Source organism: Sulfuricurvum sp. MLSB, from assembly GCF_000747095.1.
Classification (GTDB): domain Bacteria; phylum Campylobacterota; class Campylobacteria; order Campylobacterales; family Sulfurimonadaceae; genus Sulfuricurvum.
Map to the genome: position 1 here is coordinate 1 of NZ_JQGL01000035.1, position 18,369 is coordinate 18,369.

At 51.5% G+C, this 18,369-nt stretch carries 14 protein-coding genes; 11 read left to right on the top strand and 3 right to left on the bottom strand.

From position 1 onward, the window contains the following. Window positions 1–2,019, top strand: a 2,019-nt coding sequence (gene lon / locus JU82_RS03590) for an endopeptidase La (RefSeq protein ID WP_037946576.1), incomplete at its 5' end; no start/stop codon positions are given. Here the strand turns inward: lon and tilS are convergent. Then, window positions 1,973–2,989 carry a tRNA lysidine(34) synthetase TilS gene (tilS, locus tag JU82_RS03595; protein WP_037946579.1) on the bottom strand — a complete coding sequence of 339 codons (1,017 nt, stop codon included), beginning with the start codon at window positions 2,987–2,989 and terminating at the stop codon, window positions 1,973–1,975. The two genes, lon and tilS, sit on opposite strands and share 47 nt — an antisense overlap. Beyond that, window positions 2,982–4,298 carry a 30S ribosomal protein S12 methylthiotransferase RimO gene (gene rimO, locus JU82_RS03600; RefSeq protein ID WP_037946582.1) on the bottom strand — a complete coding sequence of 439 codons (1,317 nt, stop codon included), beginning with the start codon at window positions 4,296–4,298 and terminating at the stop codon, window positions 2,982–2,984. Before rimO ends, tilS begins: the two co-directional genes overlap by 8 nt. A 52-nt stretch (window positions 4,299–4,350) precedes the next feature. Between rimO and msrP the strand changes: the two genes are divergently transcribed. From msrP to recG, 9 genes are read left to right on the top strand one after another with little or no spacing between them, the layout of a single operon-like run. Further along, a complete protein-coding gene (gene msrP / locus JU82_RS03605) occupies window positions 4,351–5,274 on the top strand; it encodes a protein-methionine-sulfoxide reductase catalytic subunit MsrP (RefSeq protein ID WP_037946586.1) in 924 nt (307 codons plus the stop codon). Window positions 5,275–5,284: 10 nt separating this feature from the next. Then, window positions 5,285–5,887 carry a ferric reductase-like transmembrane domain-containing protein gene (locus JU82_RS03610; protein WP_294892094.1) on the top strand — a complete coding sequence of 201 codons (603 nt, stop codon included), beginning with the start codon at window positions 5,285–5,287 and terminating at the stop codon, window positions 5,885–5,887. After that, window positions 5,884–7,065: an aminoacetone oxidase family FAD-binding enzyme gene (locus JU82_RS03615; RefSeq protein WP_037946591.1), complete on the top strand. Its 1,182-nt coding sequence runs from the start codon at window positions 5,884–5,886 to the stop codon at window positions 7,063–7,065. Before JU82_RS03610 ends, JU82_RS03615 begins: the two co-directional genes overlap by 4 nt. 15 nt (window positions 7,066–7,080) lie before the next feature. After that, the gene (kdsA, locus tag JU82_RS03620) at window positions 7,081–7,881 is read left to right on the top strand and encodes a 3-deoxy-8-phosphooctulonate synthase (RefSeq protein WP_037946593.1); all 801 of its coding nucleotides are present in this window, start codon (window positions 7,081–7,083) and stop codon (window positions 7,879–7,881) included. A 2-nt stretch (window positions 7,882–7,883) separates the two neighbouring features. Next, the gene (gene ribH, locus JU82_RS03625) at window positions 7,884–8,354 is read left to right on the top strand and encodes a 6,7-dimethyl-8-ribityllumazine synthase (protein WP_037946596.1); all 471 of its coding nucleotides are present in this window, start codon (window positions 7,884–7,886) and stop codon (window positions 8,352–8,354) included. Next, window positions 8,354–8,752, top strand: coding sequence for a transcription antitermination factor NusB (gene nusB, locus JU82_RS03630; RefSeq protein ID WP_037946599.1), 399 nt, complete (start codon window positions 8,354–8,356; stop codon window positions 8,750–8,752). Before ribH ends, nusB begins: the two co-directional genes overlap by 1 nt. 6 nt (window positions 8,753–8,758) lie before the next feature. After that, window positions 8,759–9,805 (top strand): dehypoxanthine futalosine cyclase, encoded by a 1,047-nt coding sequence (locus tag JU82_RS03635; RefSeq protein WP_037946601.1) that lies wholly within the window; start codon window positions 8,759–8,761, stop codon window positions 9,803–9,805. Between the two features lie 41 nt (window positions 9,806–9,846). After that, a complete protein-coding gene (locus JU82_RS03640) occupies window positions 9,847–11,088 on the top strand; it encodes a pitrilysin family protein (RefSeq protein ID WP_037946745.1) in 1,242 nt (413 codons plus the stop codon). Beyond that, entirely contained in the window at window positions 11,069–12,853 is a 1,785-nt protein-coding gene (recG, locus tag JU82_RS03645) for an ATP-dependent DNA helicase RecG (protein WP_037946604.1), read from the top strand. Before JU82_RS03640 ends, recG begins: the two co-directional genes overlap by 20 nt. Window positions 12,854–12,886: 33 nt before the next feature. Here recG and raiA read toward each other — a convergent pair whose 3' ends face one another. Next, window positions 12,887–13,423, bottom strand: coding sequence for a ribosome-associated translation inhibitor RaiA (gene raiA / locus JU82_RS03650; protein ID WP_037946605.1), 537 nt, complete (start codon window positions 13,421–13,423; stop codon window positions 12,887–12,889). 263 nt (window positions 13,424–13,686) lie between these two features. Here raiA and JU82_RS03655 point away from each other — a divergent pair, with 263 nt between their 5' ends. Then, entirely contained in the window at window positions 13,687–18,363 is a 4,677-nt protein-coding gene (locus JU82_RS03655) for an Ig-like domain-containing protein (RefSeq protein ID WP_037946607.1), read from the top strand. The last annotated feature ends 6 nt before the right edge of the window (window positions 18,364–18,369 follow it).

Genomic DNA, 18,369 nt, shown 5'->3' on the forward strand with positions numbered 1-18,369 from the left:
CGTGAAAAAGTGCGGGCCCTGTCACAGGTCAGCAACTACTTTCCTCCCGATCTGCTTCGCACGATCGAGGAAAACCACGAGTACAACCGGATTGTCGACCTGATCTGCAGTTCGATCAAGATCAAAAAGGAAAATGCGTATAAACTCTTTATCGAGCGTGATCCGGAGAAGCGCTTTTTGATGCTGATCGACGAATTGATCGAAGAGACCGAAGCCAACAAGCTTCAAAAAGAGATCCGTTCCAAAGTTCATACCCGTATCGAAAAGGTGAACAAAGAGTATTTTCTCAAAGAACAGCTCAAGCAGATCCAAAAAGAACTCGGCACCGACAGTCACCGGGATGAAGAGATCGAAGAGTTCCGTAAAAAACTCGAAGCGAAAAAAGAAAAAATGCACGCGGACGCTTACAAAGAGATCAACAAACAGCTCGAACGTTTTGCCCGCATGCACCCGGACAGCGCGGATGCGGGAATTTTGCAGACCTATTTGGAATGGGTGCTGGAAATTCCGTTCGGGGAAGCGGCGAAAAAGTCTCTCAATATCCACGATGTCGAAAACCAGCTCAACAAAGACCACTTTTCGCTCAAAAAGCCGAAAGAACGTATTCTGGAGTATTTTTCGGTCAAAGAACTTCTTGAACTGCGCGGTATGAGCGAGAAAGAGGGGCGAGGAGCTATATTGTGTTTTGCAGGTCCTCCGGGTGTCGGTAAAACATCGTTGGCCAACTCTATCGCTGAAGCGCTAAAACGTCCATTGGTCCGTATCGCGCTGGGAGGGCTGGAAGACGTCAACGAGCTGCGGGGACACCGCCGTACGTACATCGGGGCAATGCCGGGCCGGATTGTACAGGGGGTTATCGAAGCCAAGAAGATGAATCCCGTCATCGTCCTCGATGAGATCGACAAGGTCGCCAAATCGCATCGGGGAGATCCGACGGCGGTGTTGCTGGAGATTCTCGATCCCGAACAGAATACCCATTTTCGGGATTATTACCTGAATTTCAATCTCGATCTTTCCAAAGCGATCTTTATCGCAACGGCGAATGACGTAGGACAGATTCCGGGACCTTTGCGTGATCGGATGGAATTTATCTCGGTCAGCTCGTATACTCCGCAGGAAAAATTTCAGATCGCCAAGCAGTACCTGATTCCTCAGGAGCTCAAAAAACACGGCCTCAAGCCTGCCGAGCTGTCGATTTCGAAAACCGCCTTGCAAGAAGTGATCGAAAAATATACCCGTGAGGCAGGGGTTCGTAATTTACGCCGCCGCGTCGCCGATATCGTTCGTAAAGCGGCCAAAAAGATCCTTGAGGAACCCTCGACGCTGAAAGTCAATGTCAGCCTCAAAAACATCAAGGATTTTCTCGATAAAACGGTGTTTGAGATCGACCGAACCGACCACGTAGACCGCGTCGGCGTAGTTAACGGTTTGGCATGGACGGCGGTCGGAGGGGATGTACTGAAAATCGAAGCGATCCGTATCAACGGCAAAGGTAATCTTCAGCTCACCGGAAGTCTGGGAGATGTCATGAAAGAATCGGCCCGTATCGCCCTTTCGGTTGTGAAAACGCTGATCGACGACGGAAAGCTGAGCGTCGACCACTCGATCATACCTTTGAATACGACCGAGCGCGAAAGCGACACCGCACCCGAAGCGAGCGAAAGTTATAAGCGCTTCGATCTGCACATCCACGTTCCCGACGGGGCAACCCCAAAAGACGGGCCGAGCGCGGGGATCGCGATGAGTACTGTTATCGCATCGATTCTGACCAATAAGAAAGTCCGCGCCGACATCGCGATGACGGGGGAAGTGTCTTTGACCGGCAACGTCTTGCCGATCGGAGGACTCAAAGAGAAGCTGATCGCCGCACACCGCGCGGGGATGAAGTTGGCCCTGATTCCTCAAAAAAATTACGAGCGTGATTTGGTTGACATTCCCGATGAGGTTAAAAATGCTTTGGAGATTGTCGGCGTCAACCGCATTGAAGAGGTGCTGGAGCGCCTTTTAATCGACGTATAGTCTCCCACGCCTCTTGTTCGCCGTAGAGGTAGCCGCGCAGCTTGGGCTCGATCTCAAGACGCCGGCACTCTTCCCGAAACCCTTTATCCATGACCACATTCGGACAATACGGAGCGATGAAGGTATGGTCTCTGTCCGTGCACACTACGTATTTTCTCCCCATCACGGCAATGTCCAGATTTTTCAGTTTTTCTTTTTCGGCACTTTTCATCACGTAACCCAGTGATTTAAGACAGAAATCGACGCCCGAAAAGAGGGAACGGGTATTCGCCGGAGCCGGAGCGTAGTAAAGTTCTGCCGAGCGTTCAAACACCATCGGTTCGATCAGGTCGTTCGTGTCCTCTTCGAGGTAGCGGAAACTGCGGCGGATCGCGTCGCGGTATTCGCGCATCAAAGGGGCGCTGAAGCGGTGACGGAAAACGTTGCGGGTGTAGCGCTCGTCCGTATTGCTTTGGTCGATATGGTAGGCAATGGCATTGTCGTGCAGATAGTGCTCAATGCTTTCTCTGTCCCATTCGAGTATCGGACGGATGATGCTGATCCCCTCGCGCCGATCATGCGATCGGATCCCCAGCAATTCCGGCAACCCTGCTCCGCGGCACAGCTGCATCATGAGCCACTCCAGCCGGTCGTTCAGCTGATGGGCGGTGAGAAGAGCGTTATAGTCGTGTTTGTCGATCAGATAGCTGAAAAAACGGTAGCGTTCCTCACGTGCGCGGTGCTCGAAATTATTTCCTCCAAGGCGGCAGGAATGGGTATAACAGTGTTTGTTATGGCGTTTGGCCAAAGCGATCGCATCGCGTTCTTCCTCATCGCTCTCGGGGCGGGTATGGTAGTTGACGTGGGCGATGTCGAAATCGATCCCCTGCTCAAGCAGGAGATGAAAGAGGGCTGTCGAGTCGGCGCCGCCTGAAAAGGCGAGGAGGGACTTTCCCTGTTTTAGAAGATCAACGTGGAGAAGTTCACGCATGACCCGTCACGGTGGCCAAAGGGCGTTTGCCGGCAATCTCGGTGACGCGGGCACGGTAGATGACACCGTATTCGAGTTCCCCCTCTATTTCACGGTCGTTGACGTAGATTTCGCCGTCCACATCCGGTGCCCACAGCAGCGCGCGGGCACTCAGCAGATATTCGTGTTCGTCGCTCATTCCGTCGATGACAAGGGAAATGTCGTTTCCAACCAATGCGGCAAGGCTTTTATCTTCGACGTCGGAAGCGATTTTGCCCAGTTTTTTGGCGCGGGCGTTGATCGTTTTGGACGGGATTTTCTCGTTCATCGTGTGGGCACTTGTCCCCTCTTCGTCGGAGTAGCTGAAGACGTTGATCCGGTCAAATCCGAATGACGCGGCAAATGCCGCCATCTCATCAAACATAGCATCCGTCTCGCCGGGATGACCGACGATAAAACTGGTGCGGACGAACGAATTCGGTAACGCTTTCATCGCATTGAGTAGTTCAAGCGTTTTTTCTTTTCCGAATCCACGCTTCATGATGCGAAGCATCTCATCGTTAATGTGCTGGATCGGCATGTCGAAATAGTTGTGGAATACTTTGGAATCGCCGATCGTTTTGATGAGTTTTAGCGTCGTCGTGGAAGGGTAAAGGTAGAGTATCCGTGCGCTTTTGACTCCGTCGATCAGCTCGATTCGTTTGATAAGGTGGATCAATCCGTCGCTGATGTTCTGGTCGCGCAGATAGGAACTCGAATCCTGGGATACGAAGCTGAAGTCGTAGTACCCTTTCGCAACGAGCCTCTCGACTTCTCTTGCGATACTCTCCAGATCGCGCGAGTGGAGTTTTCCTTTGAACGAGGGGATGGCGCAGAAACTGCACTGCTGGTTGCACCCCTCGGAGAGTTTTATGTAAGCATGATAGGTCGAACCCGTCACGACCCGTTCGGCCCCGTCGATTAGGTAGACTTCGGGAGTAAAGCGGCTTTGTTTTGCCGCGAGCAGTTCGTCGATTTTGTCGTAGTCGCCGACCCCGGTGAAAATGTCCACTTCGCTGAGTTCTTTGGAAAGTTCCTCTTTGTAGCGCTCGCTCAAACACCCCGCCATAACGAGAACCGAATCTTTTTTGCGTCCCGCATCGAGGTTGAAGATCGTGTTGAGCGATTCTTGTTTCGCCGCATCGATGAATCCGCAGGTATTAACGATAATGACATCGGCATTCGTGCTTTCATCGGTCATTTCGTAGTTTTTGAGACGTCCCAGCATCACCTCGGTATCGACGAGATTTTTGGTACACCCGAGTGAGACGATGTGAAGTTTTTTGGACATTTACCTACCCTTGGATATTATTAGTGTAATTATAGCCAAGGAGAGATTGTTCATGCTTATACGTCAAGATTATGCTTATCTTCCTTCCTCGGAAATAACGTCCGAATCGGTGTATCAAGAGCGCCGTGCGTTGATGAAGCTCGCCGCTTCGGCGGCCGTTTTGGCCGGATCGCCTTTGCTGGCGGCATTGGGCCCTTATCAAAAAAAGTCTTCTTCATTGGAACTGACGCCATATGAGCAGATTACGACGTACAACAACTTCTATGAGTTTTCGACCGACAAAGAGTCCCCCGCACGGCTGGCAAAAAAGTTTAAAACCCGCCCATGGACGCTCACTGTGGGCGGAGAAGTGCAAAAGCCGCAGACGCTGGACATCGATACGCTGATCAAACAGATTCCGCTGGAAGAGAGGATATACCGCTTTCGCTGTGTCGAGGGGTGGTCGATGGTGGTGCCATGGGTCGGGTTCAGCCTCGCATCCTTGCTGAAACTCTCCGGTTTAACGTCCAAATCCAAATACGTCGAATTTGAAACGCTGTTCGATCCGGCCCAATTTCCGCAACAAAACCGAACTTTTGGTACGATACCGTTTCCGTATCGCGAAGGTCTTAGGATCGACGAGGCGATGCATCCGCTGACCATACTGGCCGTCGGGCTGTACGGCAACGAACTGTTGCCCCAAAACGGTGCGCCGATCCGGTTGGTAGTACCGTGGAAATACGGGTTTAAAAGTATCAAAAGTATCGTGAAAATCACCCTCAAAGAGACGCAGGCCCGTTCGACCTGGCATGAAGCGGGACCGCGTGAATACGGTTTTTACGCCAACGTCAATCCCGCTGTCGATCATCCCCGGTGGTCGCAGGCACGAGAACGCGTACTGGGGAAATTTTTCAAACAGGATACTTTGGCGTTCAACGGTTACGCTAAAGAGGTCGCCCATCTGTACAAAGGGATGAACCTGCTCACATTTTTTTGAAAGAGGAATTATGAGAATTTTAATTTGGATCGGCGCGCTGTTGCCGATGGTATATGCCGCCATCCGTTTCAGCACCCCGTATCATCCGGTGTGGCTAAGGGAAATACTGCGTTTTATAGAGCACTACGGTTCGATCGTTCTGACCAAAGCCCCCGTTGATCCGCTCAAATTCATGAGCGATCTCTCCGGCAACAGTGCGTTGTGGTTGTTGGCGTTCACACTTTTCATCTCTCCTTTGCGGACATATCTGAAATTGAATTTACTCAAATACCGTCGTTTGATGGGATTGTTTTCGTTTTTCTATCTCTTCGTCCATGCATTGTTGTTTGTCGGTATCGATCAGCAGTTCAGCATGGCCGGAGTACTGCATGAAGTGTCAAGCAAGCCGTTTATCGCATTCGGGATGGGGGCCTTTGTCATCATGGCATTGATGGCGATCACGTCGACGAACGGACTGTATCCCAAATTCAAAGGGTGGCACAAGCTCGTCTATGTTGCCGTCGTTTTGATCGCGATCCACTATCTGATGAGCCATAAGACCGTCACGTTCACCCATGTGGCGGTGGTGGGGACCCTTTTTAGCCTGTTGGCGCTGCGGCTGCTGAAGCGATGAAGCATTACGACGTCATTATCCTAGGTGCTGGGGCGGGAGGTCTTATGTGCGCGGCGCAGCTAAGGGAAAATACGGGCCTCTCCGTCGCGATTATCGAGGGAAATATGCGCCCGGCCTTGAAGCTCAAAGCCAGCGGCGGCGGCAAGTGCAACCTGACCAATGTCGACGTCGATGAAAGCCATTTTTTGGGAGACGAAACCCTTGTGCGTCATGCCCTCGGTGTCTTCCCGCAAAAAAGATTGCTGGAGTATTTCAAGGAGAGGGGGCTTCGTCCCGTTATCCGCAAGGATCGGTACTATTTCTGCCCTAAAAGTTCGGATGAGGTGATATCGATCCTTACGGGATGTTCGCGCGGATGTGAATTGCTTTTGGGACACAAAATACTCTCGGTGGAGGGGGAAAATCCGTTTGTCGTCACCACCGATCGCGGGAGGTTTCATGCCCGCAGTGTTGTCGTCTCTACCGGAGGAGCCAGTTACAAAGAGATCGGAGCCAGCGACATCGGATTGAGAATCGCCCAAAGCTATCGCCTTGACACCGTTGCGTTTGCACCCGCGCTGGTAGGGTTGACGTTGCAGCCCAAAGAGTTCTGGATGAAAGAGCTCAGCGGCATCAGTTTCCCCGCCCGGATTCACGTCGCGGGTAAAACGCTGGACGAAGACCTCCTTTTCGCTCACAAAGGGATCAGCGGCCCGGTCGTCCTCTCCGCGTCGCTCTACTGGCATCGCAGCGAGATCGTGATCGATTTTCTCCCCGATTTCGATCTGGAAGGGATACGAAAAGAGAAAAAACTCCTCAGCACCGCGCTGCCGCTTCCCAAACGGTTTATCAAAGGATTTTTGGACGCGGTCGGTATCGAGGACAAGCCGTGCAGCCGCTTGAATCCGGAGGAGTGGAAAACGCTTTCGCGTATCCGATCGTACGCGATGGCTCCTTCGGGGACGTTCGGATTGAGCAAAGCCGAAGCGTGCCGGGGCGGGGTGGCGTGCAACGAGCTGAATCCCGAAACAATGGAGAGCCTGAAAGTCAAGGGACTCTATTTTATCGGAGAGACGGTCGACGTGACGGGAGAGCTGGGGGGATACAACTTCCAGTGGGCGTTCAGCAGCGCCGTCGTCTGCGCTAACGCCATCGGCTCAATGGGTTCTAAGGCAAAAACAGTACAATATGACCATTAACTTACAGGAGCGTTTATGATCCTTCTTGCCGGACCGTGCGTTATCGAGAGCGAAGAGTCGATTTTTAAAATCGCCCAATCGCTCGAACGCTACCACAACGACCCGCGTTTTGATTTTTATTTCAAATCGAGCTTCGACAAAGCCAACCGCACCTCGCTGGAGAGCTACCGCGGTCCGGGGCTTGAAGAGGGGCTTCGGATTTTGCAAAAAGTCAAAGACGATTTCGGGTACAAAATCGTCACCGATGTTCACGAGAGCTATCAGGTTCCCATCGCGGCCGAAGTGATCGACATGATTCAGATTCCGGCCTTTTTGTGTCGCCAGACCGATCTGCTCGTCGCGGCGGGGAAAACCGACAAGATCGTCAACATCAAAAAAGGGCAGTTTATGACCCCGGGTGATATGCAGTTTTCGGTCAAAAAAGTCCTCAAAACGCGCGGGTGCGATGAAGTAAGCTTTGAAGCGTCCCAAAAACACGGCGTGTTGCTCTGCGAGCGGGGATCGAGCTTCGGGTACGGCAATCTTGTTGTCGACATGCGCTCCCTTGTCATCATGCGCCAGTTCGCTCCCGTCATTTTCGATGCGACCCATTCGGTGCAGATGCCCGGAACGGGAACAGGGAAAACGGGAGGAGACAGTTCGATGGTTCCTCACCTCGCACGCGCGGCAGCGGCCGTCGGCGTGGACGGATTTTTCTTCGAGACCCATTTCGATCCGATTTGCGCTTTGAGCGACGGGCCGAATATGCTAAAATTAGAACAACTTGAAGCGTTAAGCGAAACGCTGTTAAAAATTGACTCAGTTAAAGGAAACTAAAAATGAAACTTATCGAAGGAAAATTGCACGTAATTCCGGGCAAAAAAGTGGCTATCGTAAGTACACGCTGGAACCACTTTATCGTTGATCGTCTTGTGGAAGGGGCGAAAGATGCCTATTCGCGCCACGGCGGGAACAGTGAGGATTTGACTCATGTTTTGGCGCCGGGTGCGTTTGAACTTCCGATGGTGATCGAGCAGCTTTTGAGCAGCGGTAAATTTGATGCAGTCTGTGCGTTGGGTGCGGTTATTCGCGGTTCGACCCCTCATTTTGACTACGTGTCTGCCGAAGCGACCAAAGGGATCGCTACGGTGAGCCTGAAACACAAAAAACCGGTCTCTTTCGGACTGTTGACCACCGATACCATTGAGCAGGCGATTGAACGTGCGGGAACCAAAGCGGGTAACAAAGGATTCGAGGCGATGACGGTGGTCATCGAAATGCTGGATCTGTACCAAGCGATCGGCGAATAATGGCAACACGACATCAAGCCCGCATGGCGGTAGTCAGCCTATTGTACGCATACGATCTGGGGAACCAGAGCATTGCCGATTTCAGCGACGAGATTCTTGAAGAGAAAAAAATTCGGAACAAGCAGCGCGATTTCGCTCTTGATCTGTTCAAAGGGGTGACCGAGCATTTGGGTGCAGTTGACGAAGCGATCGTCAAACACCTCAAAGACTGGGATTTCGAACGCCTCGGTTCGATTGAACGGGCGACGCTTCGGTTGGGCGCGTACGAGATCATGTTCGGAGAACTCGATTCGGCTGTCGTTATCAACGAAGCGATCGAAATCACCAAAGCATTCGGCACCGAGCAGTCTCCGAAATTCATCAACGGCGTCCTTGACGCGATTGCCAAAGACAAGTAACCTTTCATGCGCCTATCCAAAGAACAAGCCCTTGAACTGATCCGGCACGGCGATCTCAAAGAATTGGGGAAAATGGCCACAGCCCGGAAAAAAGAACTTCATCCGGACGGGATTACGACGTTTGTCGTCGACCGCAACATCAACTACACGAATGTTTGCTGGGTCGATTGCAAATTCTGCGCCTTTTACCGCCACGGAAAAGACGAGGACGCCTACGTTCTCAGCTTCGAAGAGATCGATCAGAAGATCGAGGAGCTGCTCGAAATCGGCGGAACGCAGATTCTGTTTCAAGGCGGTGTCCATCCCAAGCTGAAAATCGAGTGGTACGAAGACCTGGTTGAGCACATCCATACCAAATACCCTCAGATCACTATTCACGGCTTTTCGGCAATCGAGCTGGACTTCATCGCGAAAGTATCGCATGTCTCGATTCAGGAGTGTCTGGCGCGTTTGCACGCCAAAGGGCTCTCCTCGATCCCCGGAGCGGGTGCCGAGATTCTTAGCGATCGCGTCCGTGACATTATCGCCCCGAAAAAAATCGACAGCGAAGTATGGATAAGCGTCCACCGCGAAGCGCATAAACTGGGAATCAAATCGACGGCTACGATGATGTACGGAACCGTCGAGACCGATGAAGAGATTATCGAGCATTGGGATATGATCCGTCGGTTGCAGGATGAGACGGGAGGATTTCGCGCGTTCATCATGTGGTCGTTTCAGGGGCAGAACACCCAGCTGATGGAAGAACACCCTGAAATCGAGAAGCAATCCTCCAACCGGTATCTGCGTCTTCTGGCCGTTTCACGGCTCTACCTGGACAATTTCCCCAACATCCAGAGTTCTTGGGTGACGCAGGGGCCGTACATCGGACAGATGGCTTTGCTGTTCGGGGCCAACGATCTGGGATCGACAATGATGGAAGAAAATGTCGTCCGTAGCGCGGGAGCGGGATTTCGGATGGCCAAAGACGAAATGATCCGGCTGATTCGTGATATCGGCGAAACGCCGGCTATCCGAAATACCGCCTATGACGTTTTGGAAACGTTTGAGTGAAACGATTTTTCGTAGCGATTTTATTTTTAGGGCAAGCACTCATGGCAAGTACATTGGATTTTATTGAAGTCAAAGGGATCAAAATCCCGTTTATATACGAAGAAGATAAACGTTTGCCGATTGTTTCGATGCAGCTCGTGTTCACCGGTAGCGGGAGCGTCGATGAGGGAAAACATGCCGGACTGGCACGCCTCAGCGCCAAAATGATGAATGAAGGCAGCCTGAAACGCGGTTCCGTCGGATTTGCAGATGCTCTGGACGCTCGCGCCATCGGACTCAGTGCTACTGCCGGAAACGAGACGTTTGTAATCGAAACGGGAAGCCTGAAAGAGGAATTCGATACCGGTTTGTCGCTGCTGAGTGAACTTTTGAGCGAGCCGAATCTCACTTCCAAAACACTGGAAAAAGTCAAAACGATCACTCTTAGCGAGATCGCCCGGAAAGAAGCCGATTTTGACACGGTTGCCTCGAACGAGCTTAAAGCCGTTCTTTTCGAGGGGACGCCTATGGCAACCCCGAATATCGGTACCAAAGAAAGTATCGGATCGATCGGGCTTGACGACGTCAAAAAATTTACCGCAACCCATCTGGTTCTTTCCAATGCGCTGATCGTTATCGGCGGAGATATTGGGAAGGAAACGGCCAAAGAGAAAGTCATAGGGCTTTTGGGGTCGCTTCAGGCAGGAAAAGCGGGGTCGCAGCGCCATTACGAACCGCGCAAGAAACCGAAAGAATCAATTCTGAAACGTCCCCAGACGGAGCAGGCGTATTTGTATTTCGGCTCCCCTTTTGCGATGAAGGAAGGCGATCCCGAGTTTTTCAAAGCCCGCGTTGCGATGTTCATCCTCGGTTCCAGCGGATTCGGAAGCCGTCTTATGGAAGAGGTTCGGGTCAAGCGGGGATTAGCCTACTCGGCGTATTCACGTCTTTCCGTTGCCAAGACCAACACCTACTTCAGCGGCTATCTTCAGACGAAAATCGAATCTCAAAACGAGGCCAAAGCAACCGTCGAGAGCGTGATCGACACGTTCGTCCGTGAAGGAGCGAGCCAAAGCGAGCTGGATCAGGCACGCAAATTTCTGCTCGGCTCCGAGCCGCTTCGGGTCGAGACTTTGTCGCAGCGGTTGGGACGGACGTTTGGCGAATACTACGCCGGAAAACCGCTTGGCTCAAGTCTTCAGGAACTCGAATCGATCCGAACCCTGACGCTTGCGGAATTGAACGATTTTATCAAACGCCACGGTGAAATTCGCGATTTAAGCTATGCGATTGTTACCAAATAATGAGGATGCCGATAAATTCCGCCGTATAAGTGCCGGAAGCGTTATCGAACTCTCCCTCATTATCCCCGCATCGTTCGAAGACCGCCGCCTGAGTGCTGCATTGGTTCATAATGCCCCCTGCGTCATCGATGCGACGGTGGAACGTTTCGTCCGTACACCGAAAACATTTAAAATCACTTTTTTCGCTCATAACCTCGACGAGGTAATCGAAGGGATTGTTTTTCACCCTAAGCCCTACATGATGCACGCGTTCATCCAAGGTTCGCGCGCCTTTTTCAGCGGCAAGGCGATGTGGGAACAGGGAAGATGGGAGATCGTTCATCCGGTCAAAGTGTCTCAAATCGGTGCGCTCATTCCTGTCTACAAAACGCAGCTTCGCGCAGATGTGATGCGCCGTCTGATCGAAAAATACGTCACAATCGCGAATCTTGTTGATGAGGGCCTTCCCGAAACGGTTGCACAGGAAATATACGCGCTTCATTTCCCGGACACGCCTAAACCTATGGACGAGAAGCAGCTGTACGCCCTTAAATTTGCCGAATTGTACGACTACATGCGCCGACTGAGGCTTAAACGCCGCTTTCATCCGACCCGCTATCGGGGGAGAGGGGATGTTGACAAGTGGATAAAAACGCTCCCTTTCGAGCTGACCGACGATCAACAAAAGACGATCCGCGAGATTCGACACGATCTCGGAGGCCCCAATGCGGCGCGCAGAATGATCGTCGGTGATGTCGGCTGCGGTAAAACGATGGTGATTCTCGCTTCTGCGGTACTGATGCGTCCGCATAGAACGATCCTGATGGCTCCGACGACGATTCTTGCCGCGCAGCTCTATGAGGAAGCATGCAAGTTCCTTCCTGACCTGAAAATTGCGCTGGTGACGAATGCAACCAAAAAAGGGCCGCTGGAGGGATACGATTTCATCATAGGAACCCACGCGCTGCTGCATCGCGACCTTCCCGAATCGGGCTTGGTGATGGTGGACGAACAGCACCGTTTCGGAACGGCACAGCGCCATGCCCTGACAAAGCTCACCGACAACGAAACATCGCCGCATACACTGCAGTTTTCAGCCACTCCGATTCCGCGGACACAGGCAATGATCGATTCGGCGCACATTGACGTCAGCCTCATACAGCAGACCCCGTTTACGAAAAACATTGCGACCTCCCTTATCGGCAAAAGCGATTTCCCCGCATTGCTTGAGCACATCCGTTCCGAAATCGCATCGGACCATCAAGTACTGATCGTCTATCCCCTTGTCGAGCAGAGCGAAACGATCGACTACCAAAGCATTGATGAAGCGCGCGGATATTGGGAAAAAAATTTTAAAAACGTTTACGTCACGCACGGGAAAGACAGGGAAAAAGAGGCGGTACTGCTTGAATTCAGGGAAAAAGGATCGATACTGCTGGCAACGACCGTTGTGGAGGTCGGCATCTCTTTGCCGCGTTTATCGACGGTAGTCATCGTCGGTGCCGAACGGCTTGGGCTTTCGACGCTCCATCAGCTGCGCGGAAGGGTGAGTCGGACGGGATTGGAGGGCTATTGCTATCTATATTCAAATCGAACGGACAAAAATGAACGCCTAGAAGCCTTCCGCGCCTGTACAAGCGGATTTGACATTGCGGCACTTGATCTTAAATTTCGCTCATCGGGCGATTTGCTGGAAGGGAGCATCCAGAGCGGGAAAAAGTTTCGATGGGCAGATATGGGGAACGATGAAAAAATCGTGCGGGACGTAAAAAAGCGGCTGGCGTAGAGGAGAGGGCGGGAAGGGTGCCCTCTTTTGACATCAATATAATCCGTACCGCCCGTCGTTGCGTTTGAAGAGGACGCGCATTTTTCCTTCGATATCGTAAAAAACATCGAATTGTTTTCCGCTGTCTTTGAGTTTTTCCAATACTTCCCCAACTTCTTGAGGTTTGTATAGATCAAGTTCCATCGGAATGATCTCATCTTCCATCGCTTCGCCGACGGCGTGAAGATCGACACTGTGGGCAGCGGCATTTTTAGCTTCGTTCATCCCTTCGTTACGATGATCACTGAGGCGGTCATGGAGCCGACGGAGCGCTTTTTGGGCACGGTCGATAGCGATATCGATAGCGGCGTAAAGATCGTCGTCGCGCTGGGTAATAACGATCGTATTCTTCCCGGCGACGTTGATGGTAAATTCAATCGTCACCCCTTTTTTACGTTCATTAGAACTTGCGACCGCATTAACGCTGATAAGGTCTAGATGATATTTGCTGAGAGTGTCGATAGAGTGCATCAGATGATCTTTGATCGAGTCGCTAAGATCGATGTGGCGTCCGACGAGAGAGATGTTCATTGTGTCCACCTTGTATTGGGTTGAAAATTGATTATAACACTAAAAAGTAACGGGTTTGAAAAAAAATCCAAGTTTCTGACAGGAACGCAATAACCAATAAATATTAACATATATTAATTGGTTTTTAATATGCTTGTGACTAGAATGAATGGCAGCATCTTCTTTTCATTCAAGGAGAAGAGAAATCAGCCGATACTATCGGATTGCGGGCAATAAAAACCGATAGATTTTGAATCAATTTATGTATATTTGAGGGTGGGATGATGAAAGCCGAGAGTGTTATGCGTTTGATGATCCGATTGATTTTTATGACGATGATAGCCGGACTTGGGTCTTTGCAAGCGGCTATTGTTCTGGAAACCGACAACTTTAACAGCAATACCGAAGGATGGGCGGGCGGAACGCGCGTCAGCGACATGTACAAGATCGAAAACGGCACTTCGGCGTCGAAACTGTACAATTTTAACGGAACTGATTATGCCCTGAAAAACGTCATTATCAGTTTTGACGTCTCTATCGCAAACGGATGGGAACTTACCGACAGTCTGAGAGTAACTGCCAACGGCGCCACTACTACGTTTACGCAAACCGACGGAGTATATCATTACACCCTCAATGCCGTACTTGATACGGGCGGTGACCTGGACCTGAGAATTCATGCGAATTCCAGTTACAGCAGCGAAGATGCGTGGATCGATAACGTCGTGATAACGTTTGTGACGGCGGATGCCGCAAACGATACGTTTACGATGGTCAAAAATACGACGCTCAGCGGCAATCTCCTCTCCAACGATATCGGCCCCTCGTTAAGCGTAACTGCCAATACTTCCCCTTCCCACGGGACGGTAAGCGTTGCCGCAAACGGGACGTTTACCTATACTCCGTATGCCGAATACATGGGAGCGGATACCTTCAGCTATACGGTGACGGATACCAACGGCTATACCGATACGGCAACGGTCAGCATTACCGTTACCGACGTTATTACGAGCGGCTATCGGGATTTTTCCCTGCGTAAACAGCTGTACACCAAAGGGGACATGAAAACGATCGGCAACACCGTACTGGTTCCGCCGACAACCCAGAACTCGTCCATCTGCAGTACCTATACCAACGGGGCGTATATCACCGATGCTTCACAGGCCAACAACAATTACTATTTGTGCGGTTATCATGCCGATACGACGACGCCGGGGCTGACCAACTCGACGACATCCGAACTGCGATTGCCTAACGGCGCGGAAGTCATATGGGCCGGATTGTACTGGCAGGCCATCGTTCCAAACGGCAGTCTCAATACGAATATGACCATCAAACTGCGTCAGGACGAGGGATCGAACGTTTTTACCGATGTTACGCCGGACCGGATCGATTACGGCATTAATGAAGGATATGCGGGATACACAAGCTATTCTGCGTTTGCGGATGTGAGTGAGCATTTTGGTGCAGGAAAATGGAACGAGGGGAACTATACGGTCGCCGATATCCCCGTTTATGAAGGGAAAATCGATTCGCTCGGGTCCTACGGTGCATGGACATTGGTGGTCGTGTACACCAATCTGAACGATCAAAACGAGAAATTTCGAAGTTTCAGTATTTTTGACGGATGGAAAGTCGTCAGTCAAAATGACCCGAGTGTCAATGTTGACGTGACGGGCTTTTACACGCCGGATAAAACGGGTATCACCGCCGAAGTGTCGGTATTCGCTGCCGAAGGGGATAAGCACATCAGCGGCGACGTATTGCGGACGACCAATTACAATACGGGTACCGCGGTGACATTGGCCACAACGTTTAATAATACGTTTAACTCAAGTATCAGCGGCGGGGATGACAGAGTGCCGGAACTTGTCAACAACAACGGTATCGATATCCAGACGTTCGACATCGGCGATTATCTCAAGCCGAAACAATCGACGATGAGGTTTACCTTTACCTCGAGTCAGGACAAATACTGGCCGTCGATGATCGCGTTTGCGACCGAACTGTACGTTCCGCAGTTTTGTTACGACTACGGGTATGAACAAAACGGGCTGCCTTTTACCGAAGAGAATAACGGGACGGCCATGCCGTATATCACCGGCTACCTGCCCAATACGGAAGACATCAATGTCAGCCTCTATATCCGCAATCAGGAAACGTCCGATGTCAGCGCCAATAACGTCCAGCTGAACATTTTGGACATCGACGATACGGAGGCAACGTACAAACGCGATTCCGTGTCCGTAACGTATCCCGGCGAATATACGCCGACGTATAAGAGCGATGCGGCATGGCCGCTCAGCGTGAGCGACACGTATATCAAAAATATTCCCTTGGGGAATATGGGGGGCAAAGAGTACGCATATGCCTATTACGAACTGACCCCTAAAAATATCGGGGACATCCATATACCGATCGTGGGTACGTTCACGTACGATCTTGCGATTCCGTTACCGGACGGAACGACGCTGACATTGCCGTATTCATCGACAGTCGGGGGCGAGAGATTGCCGATGTGCAGCGCGGACAATTTCAGCTATACGCCGGAGTGGGGGATTTTCAGCGTCGTGGATGCGGGATTGTACGACGCGACGACGGCAACGCGTTATTATGATTTGACGACCCAGGTGACAAAACGGCCCGGAAATTTGAGAGTGGCTTCTTTTCATCCGGCCGCGCTGGATACGCCCCAGCCGGTCAGCACGATCGTCGCGGTGGAACTGATCGATGCAAGTCAGTTTCATGACGTCGACGCCGCGTGCCGCGAACCTTCCAGCGCAATCAGCCCGCGCGTATGGATAGCGTTTGAGAATAACGTTTCTCAAGTCAATTTCAATGCGGGAACGATACAAAACGCTATCGCAAGCGGGATGGTATCCGATGCCATAACGGGAGAGCCTTCGGTGATAACACAGGCAGCAGAATTTTTTAAAACGGCAACTCCCAATGCCGCATTTCGTGTCACGTACAATACGCTCAACGATGCGAACGGTTCCTTGATCACGATCGTTCCGACAGGGAGCGGGATACGGATCGACAATTTCTCCGATATCCACAAGATTTATCCGCATTGCCGGCAGTTTGTTAAAATGTCCAATGATCAGATGACCGATCAAACGTCTGTAGCGTGTGCAAATAACGGGAACAGCAGTACGTATAAAGATGTGGCGATCTGCATGGAGTGCTTGTATGGAGCACGGACGGAAGTACTCTGCTCGCGCGATAATTTTGCCATTCGTCCCGAAAGCTATACCGTTACGCTGAAAGACATGAACCAGACCACCCGTACCGACCTGCAGGTGTTCGCTCCGGGTTATACGGGAGTTGCGGCTCCTCTGAGCGGACGGATCAAGGTTGCCAGCGGATACGATTACCGTTACGACATCAACGCGACAAATCACATCGATAACGGCGCGTCTCCCGGTTATACCCGCTATTTCGGAACCGGAGGGACCGATTTCAATATTACGTTGGTGTGGGACCCTGCAACCCCGAAAGCCGGATGCAACGATACGGACGACAAACCGCAGAGCTTCAATCTTCTCGACGGTACGGTTTCTGCCGACGGGAATCTGTCTCAGGTGGGAGAATACCGTCTGAACATCATCGATAAGACATGGACCGGAGTGGATTGGGATCCCTCGAAACAGACTCACCAGAGCGGAGCGCATTTTCTTGGCGGGATCGAATGCATTCAGGACAGTACCTACGTACCTGCGCAGCCTACGACCGTGAGCTTGAGCGGAACAACCCTGAACAATCTGGTCGGCTGTCAGATAAACAGCACGCATGACAACATCGAAAACGGGCTCAAATACCGTGATTATCAGTTGACGTTTCTTCCGTATCGATTCGATATGAACATCTCTTTCGGGGTAGGTACCACGCCTGTTCCTGTCGCCGCCGCTAATTTTGTGTACATGTCGGATATGAGCCGCAATGACGGAATGAATATGTCGTTGCGGGGCACGGGCAGAATTAGCGCAGTAGGGTACAACAAACAAGTGACTACCAATTACGTCACCGATTGTTATGCCAAAGATCTGGATCTATCCTTGGAAAGCGACAATAATCTGACGCTGGCGGGGACGAATTATCAGGTTCGTTTTCAGGATTTCAACAGTACGGGGGGATTGATTTATGACAGTAATGCCACTAACGTCAATACGTCCAAATTGACCATGGCATTGGTACGGATTGAGGATGGGAACTTCACGAAAGATACGACCGGAGCATTATCGGCGGTTAGCCGTTTGAACTATGACCGAAACGTTACGCGGCCGACCAATCCCTGGACAGCCGATTTTTCGGCAATGAAGATTCGGTGTGCGGTACCGGCGGATTGTCTGATGCAAGCCGATCTTACGGCAGCCCATGAAGCAAACGGAAGCCGGGCAATGGATTTTAACGTTACTCACGCATACGGGCGGCTGATTCCTCGTGACGTACGGGTATTTGGGGATGTTGCGTTTACGGCCAGTGCATGGTACGAAGTGTATAATACGCCAAGACTGTCCGGCATTGCGCTCACACCGAGTCGTAACGGGCCGCAGTGGTATGCGAATCATCTGCACGATGATGCCAATTACGGAGACGCCAATGTTACGCGGCTGCAAAATAACGCAGCGTCTGCGGGAGTCAATATAAACGGCAACGCCGTCAATGGTATCGAAACGTATAACTTTAACAATGTCGGGATTGCCAATATCCCCTACAGCCGCAAAGCGCATATCGATACGGTTCCGTGGCTCTGGTTCGGCGTGAATGCATCGGATTATGCGGACCCTTCGGCAGCCAATTTGGACTGTCTGACCCATCCGTGCTTTAACGTCAATGTCGCGCCTGCCGTCGGAAGAGCCGGAAGTGCGAGCGATGCGGATCTGCGCGGAGACAAAGCGAACAAGGCAACAACAAGCGGAAACGGGGTAACGTACGATTATACTCCGGCAACACGATGATGAAAG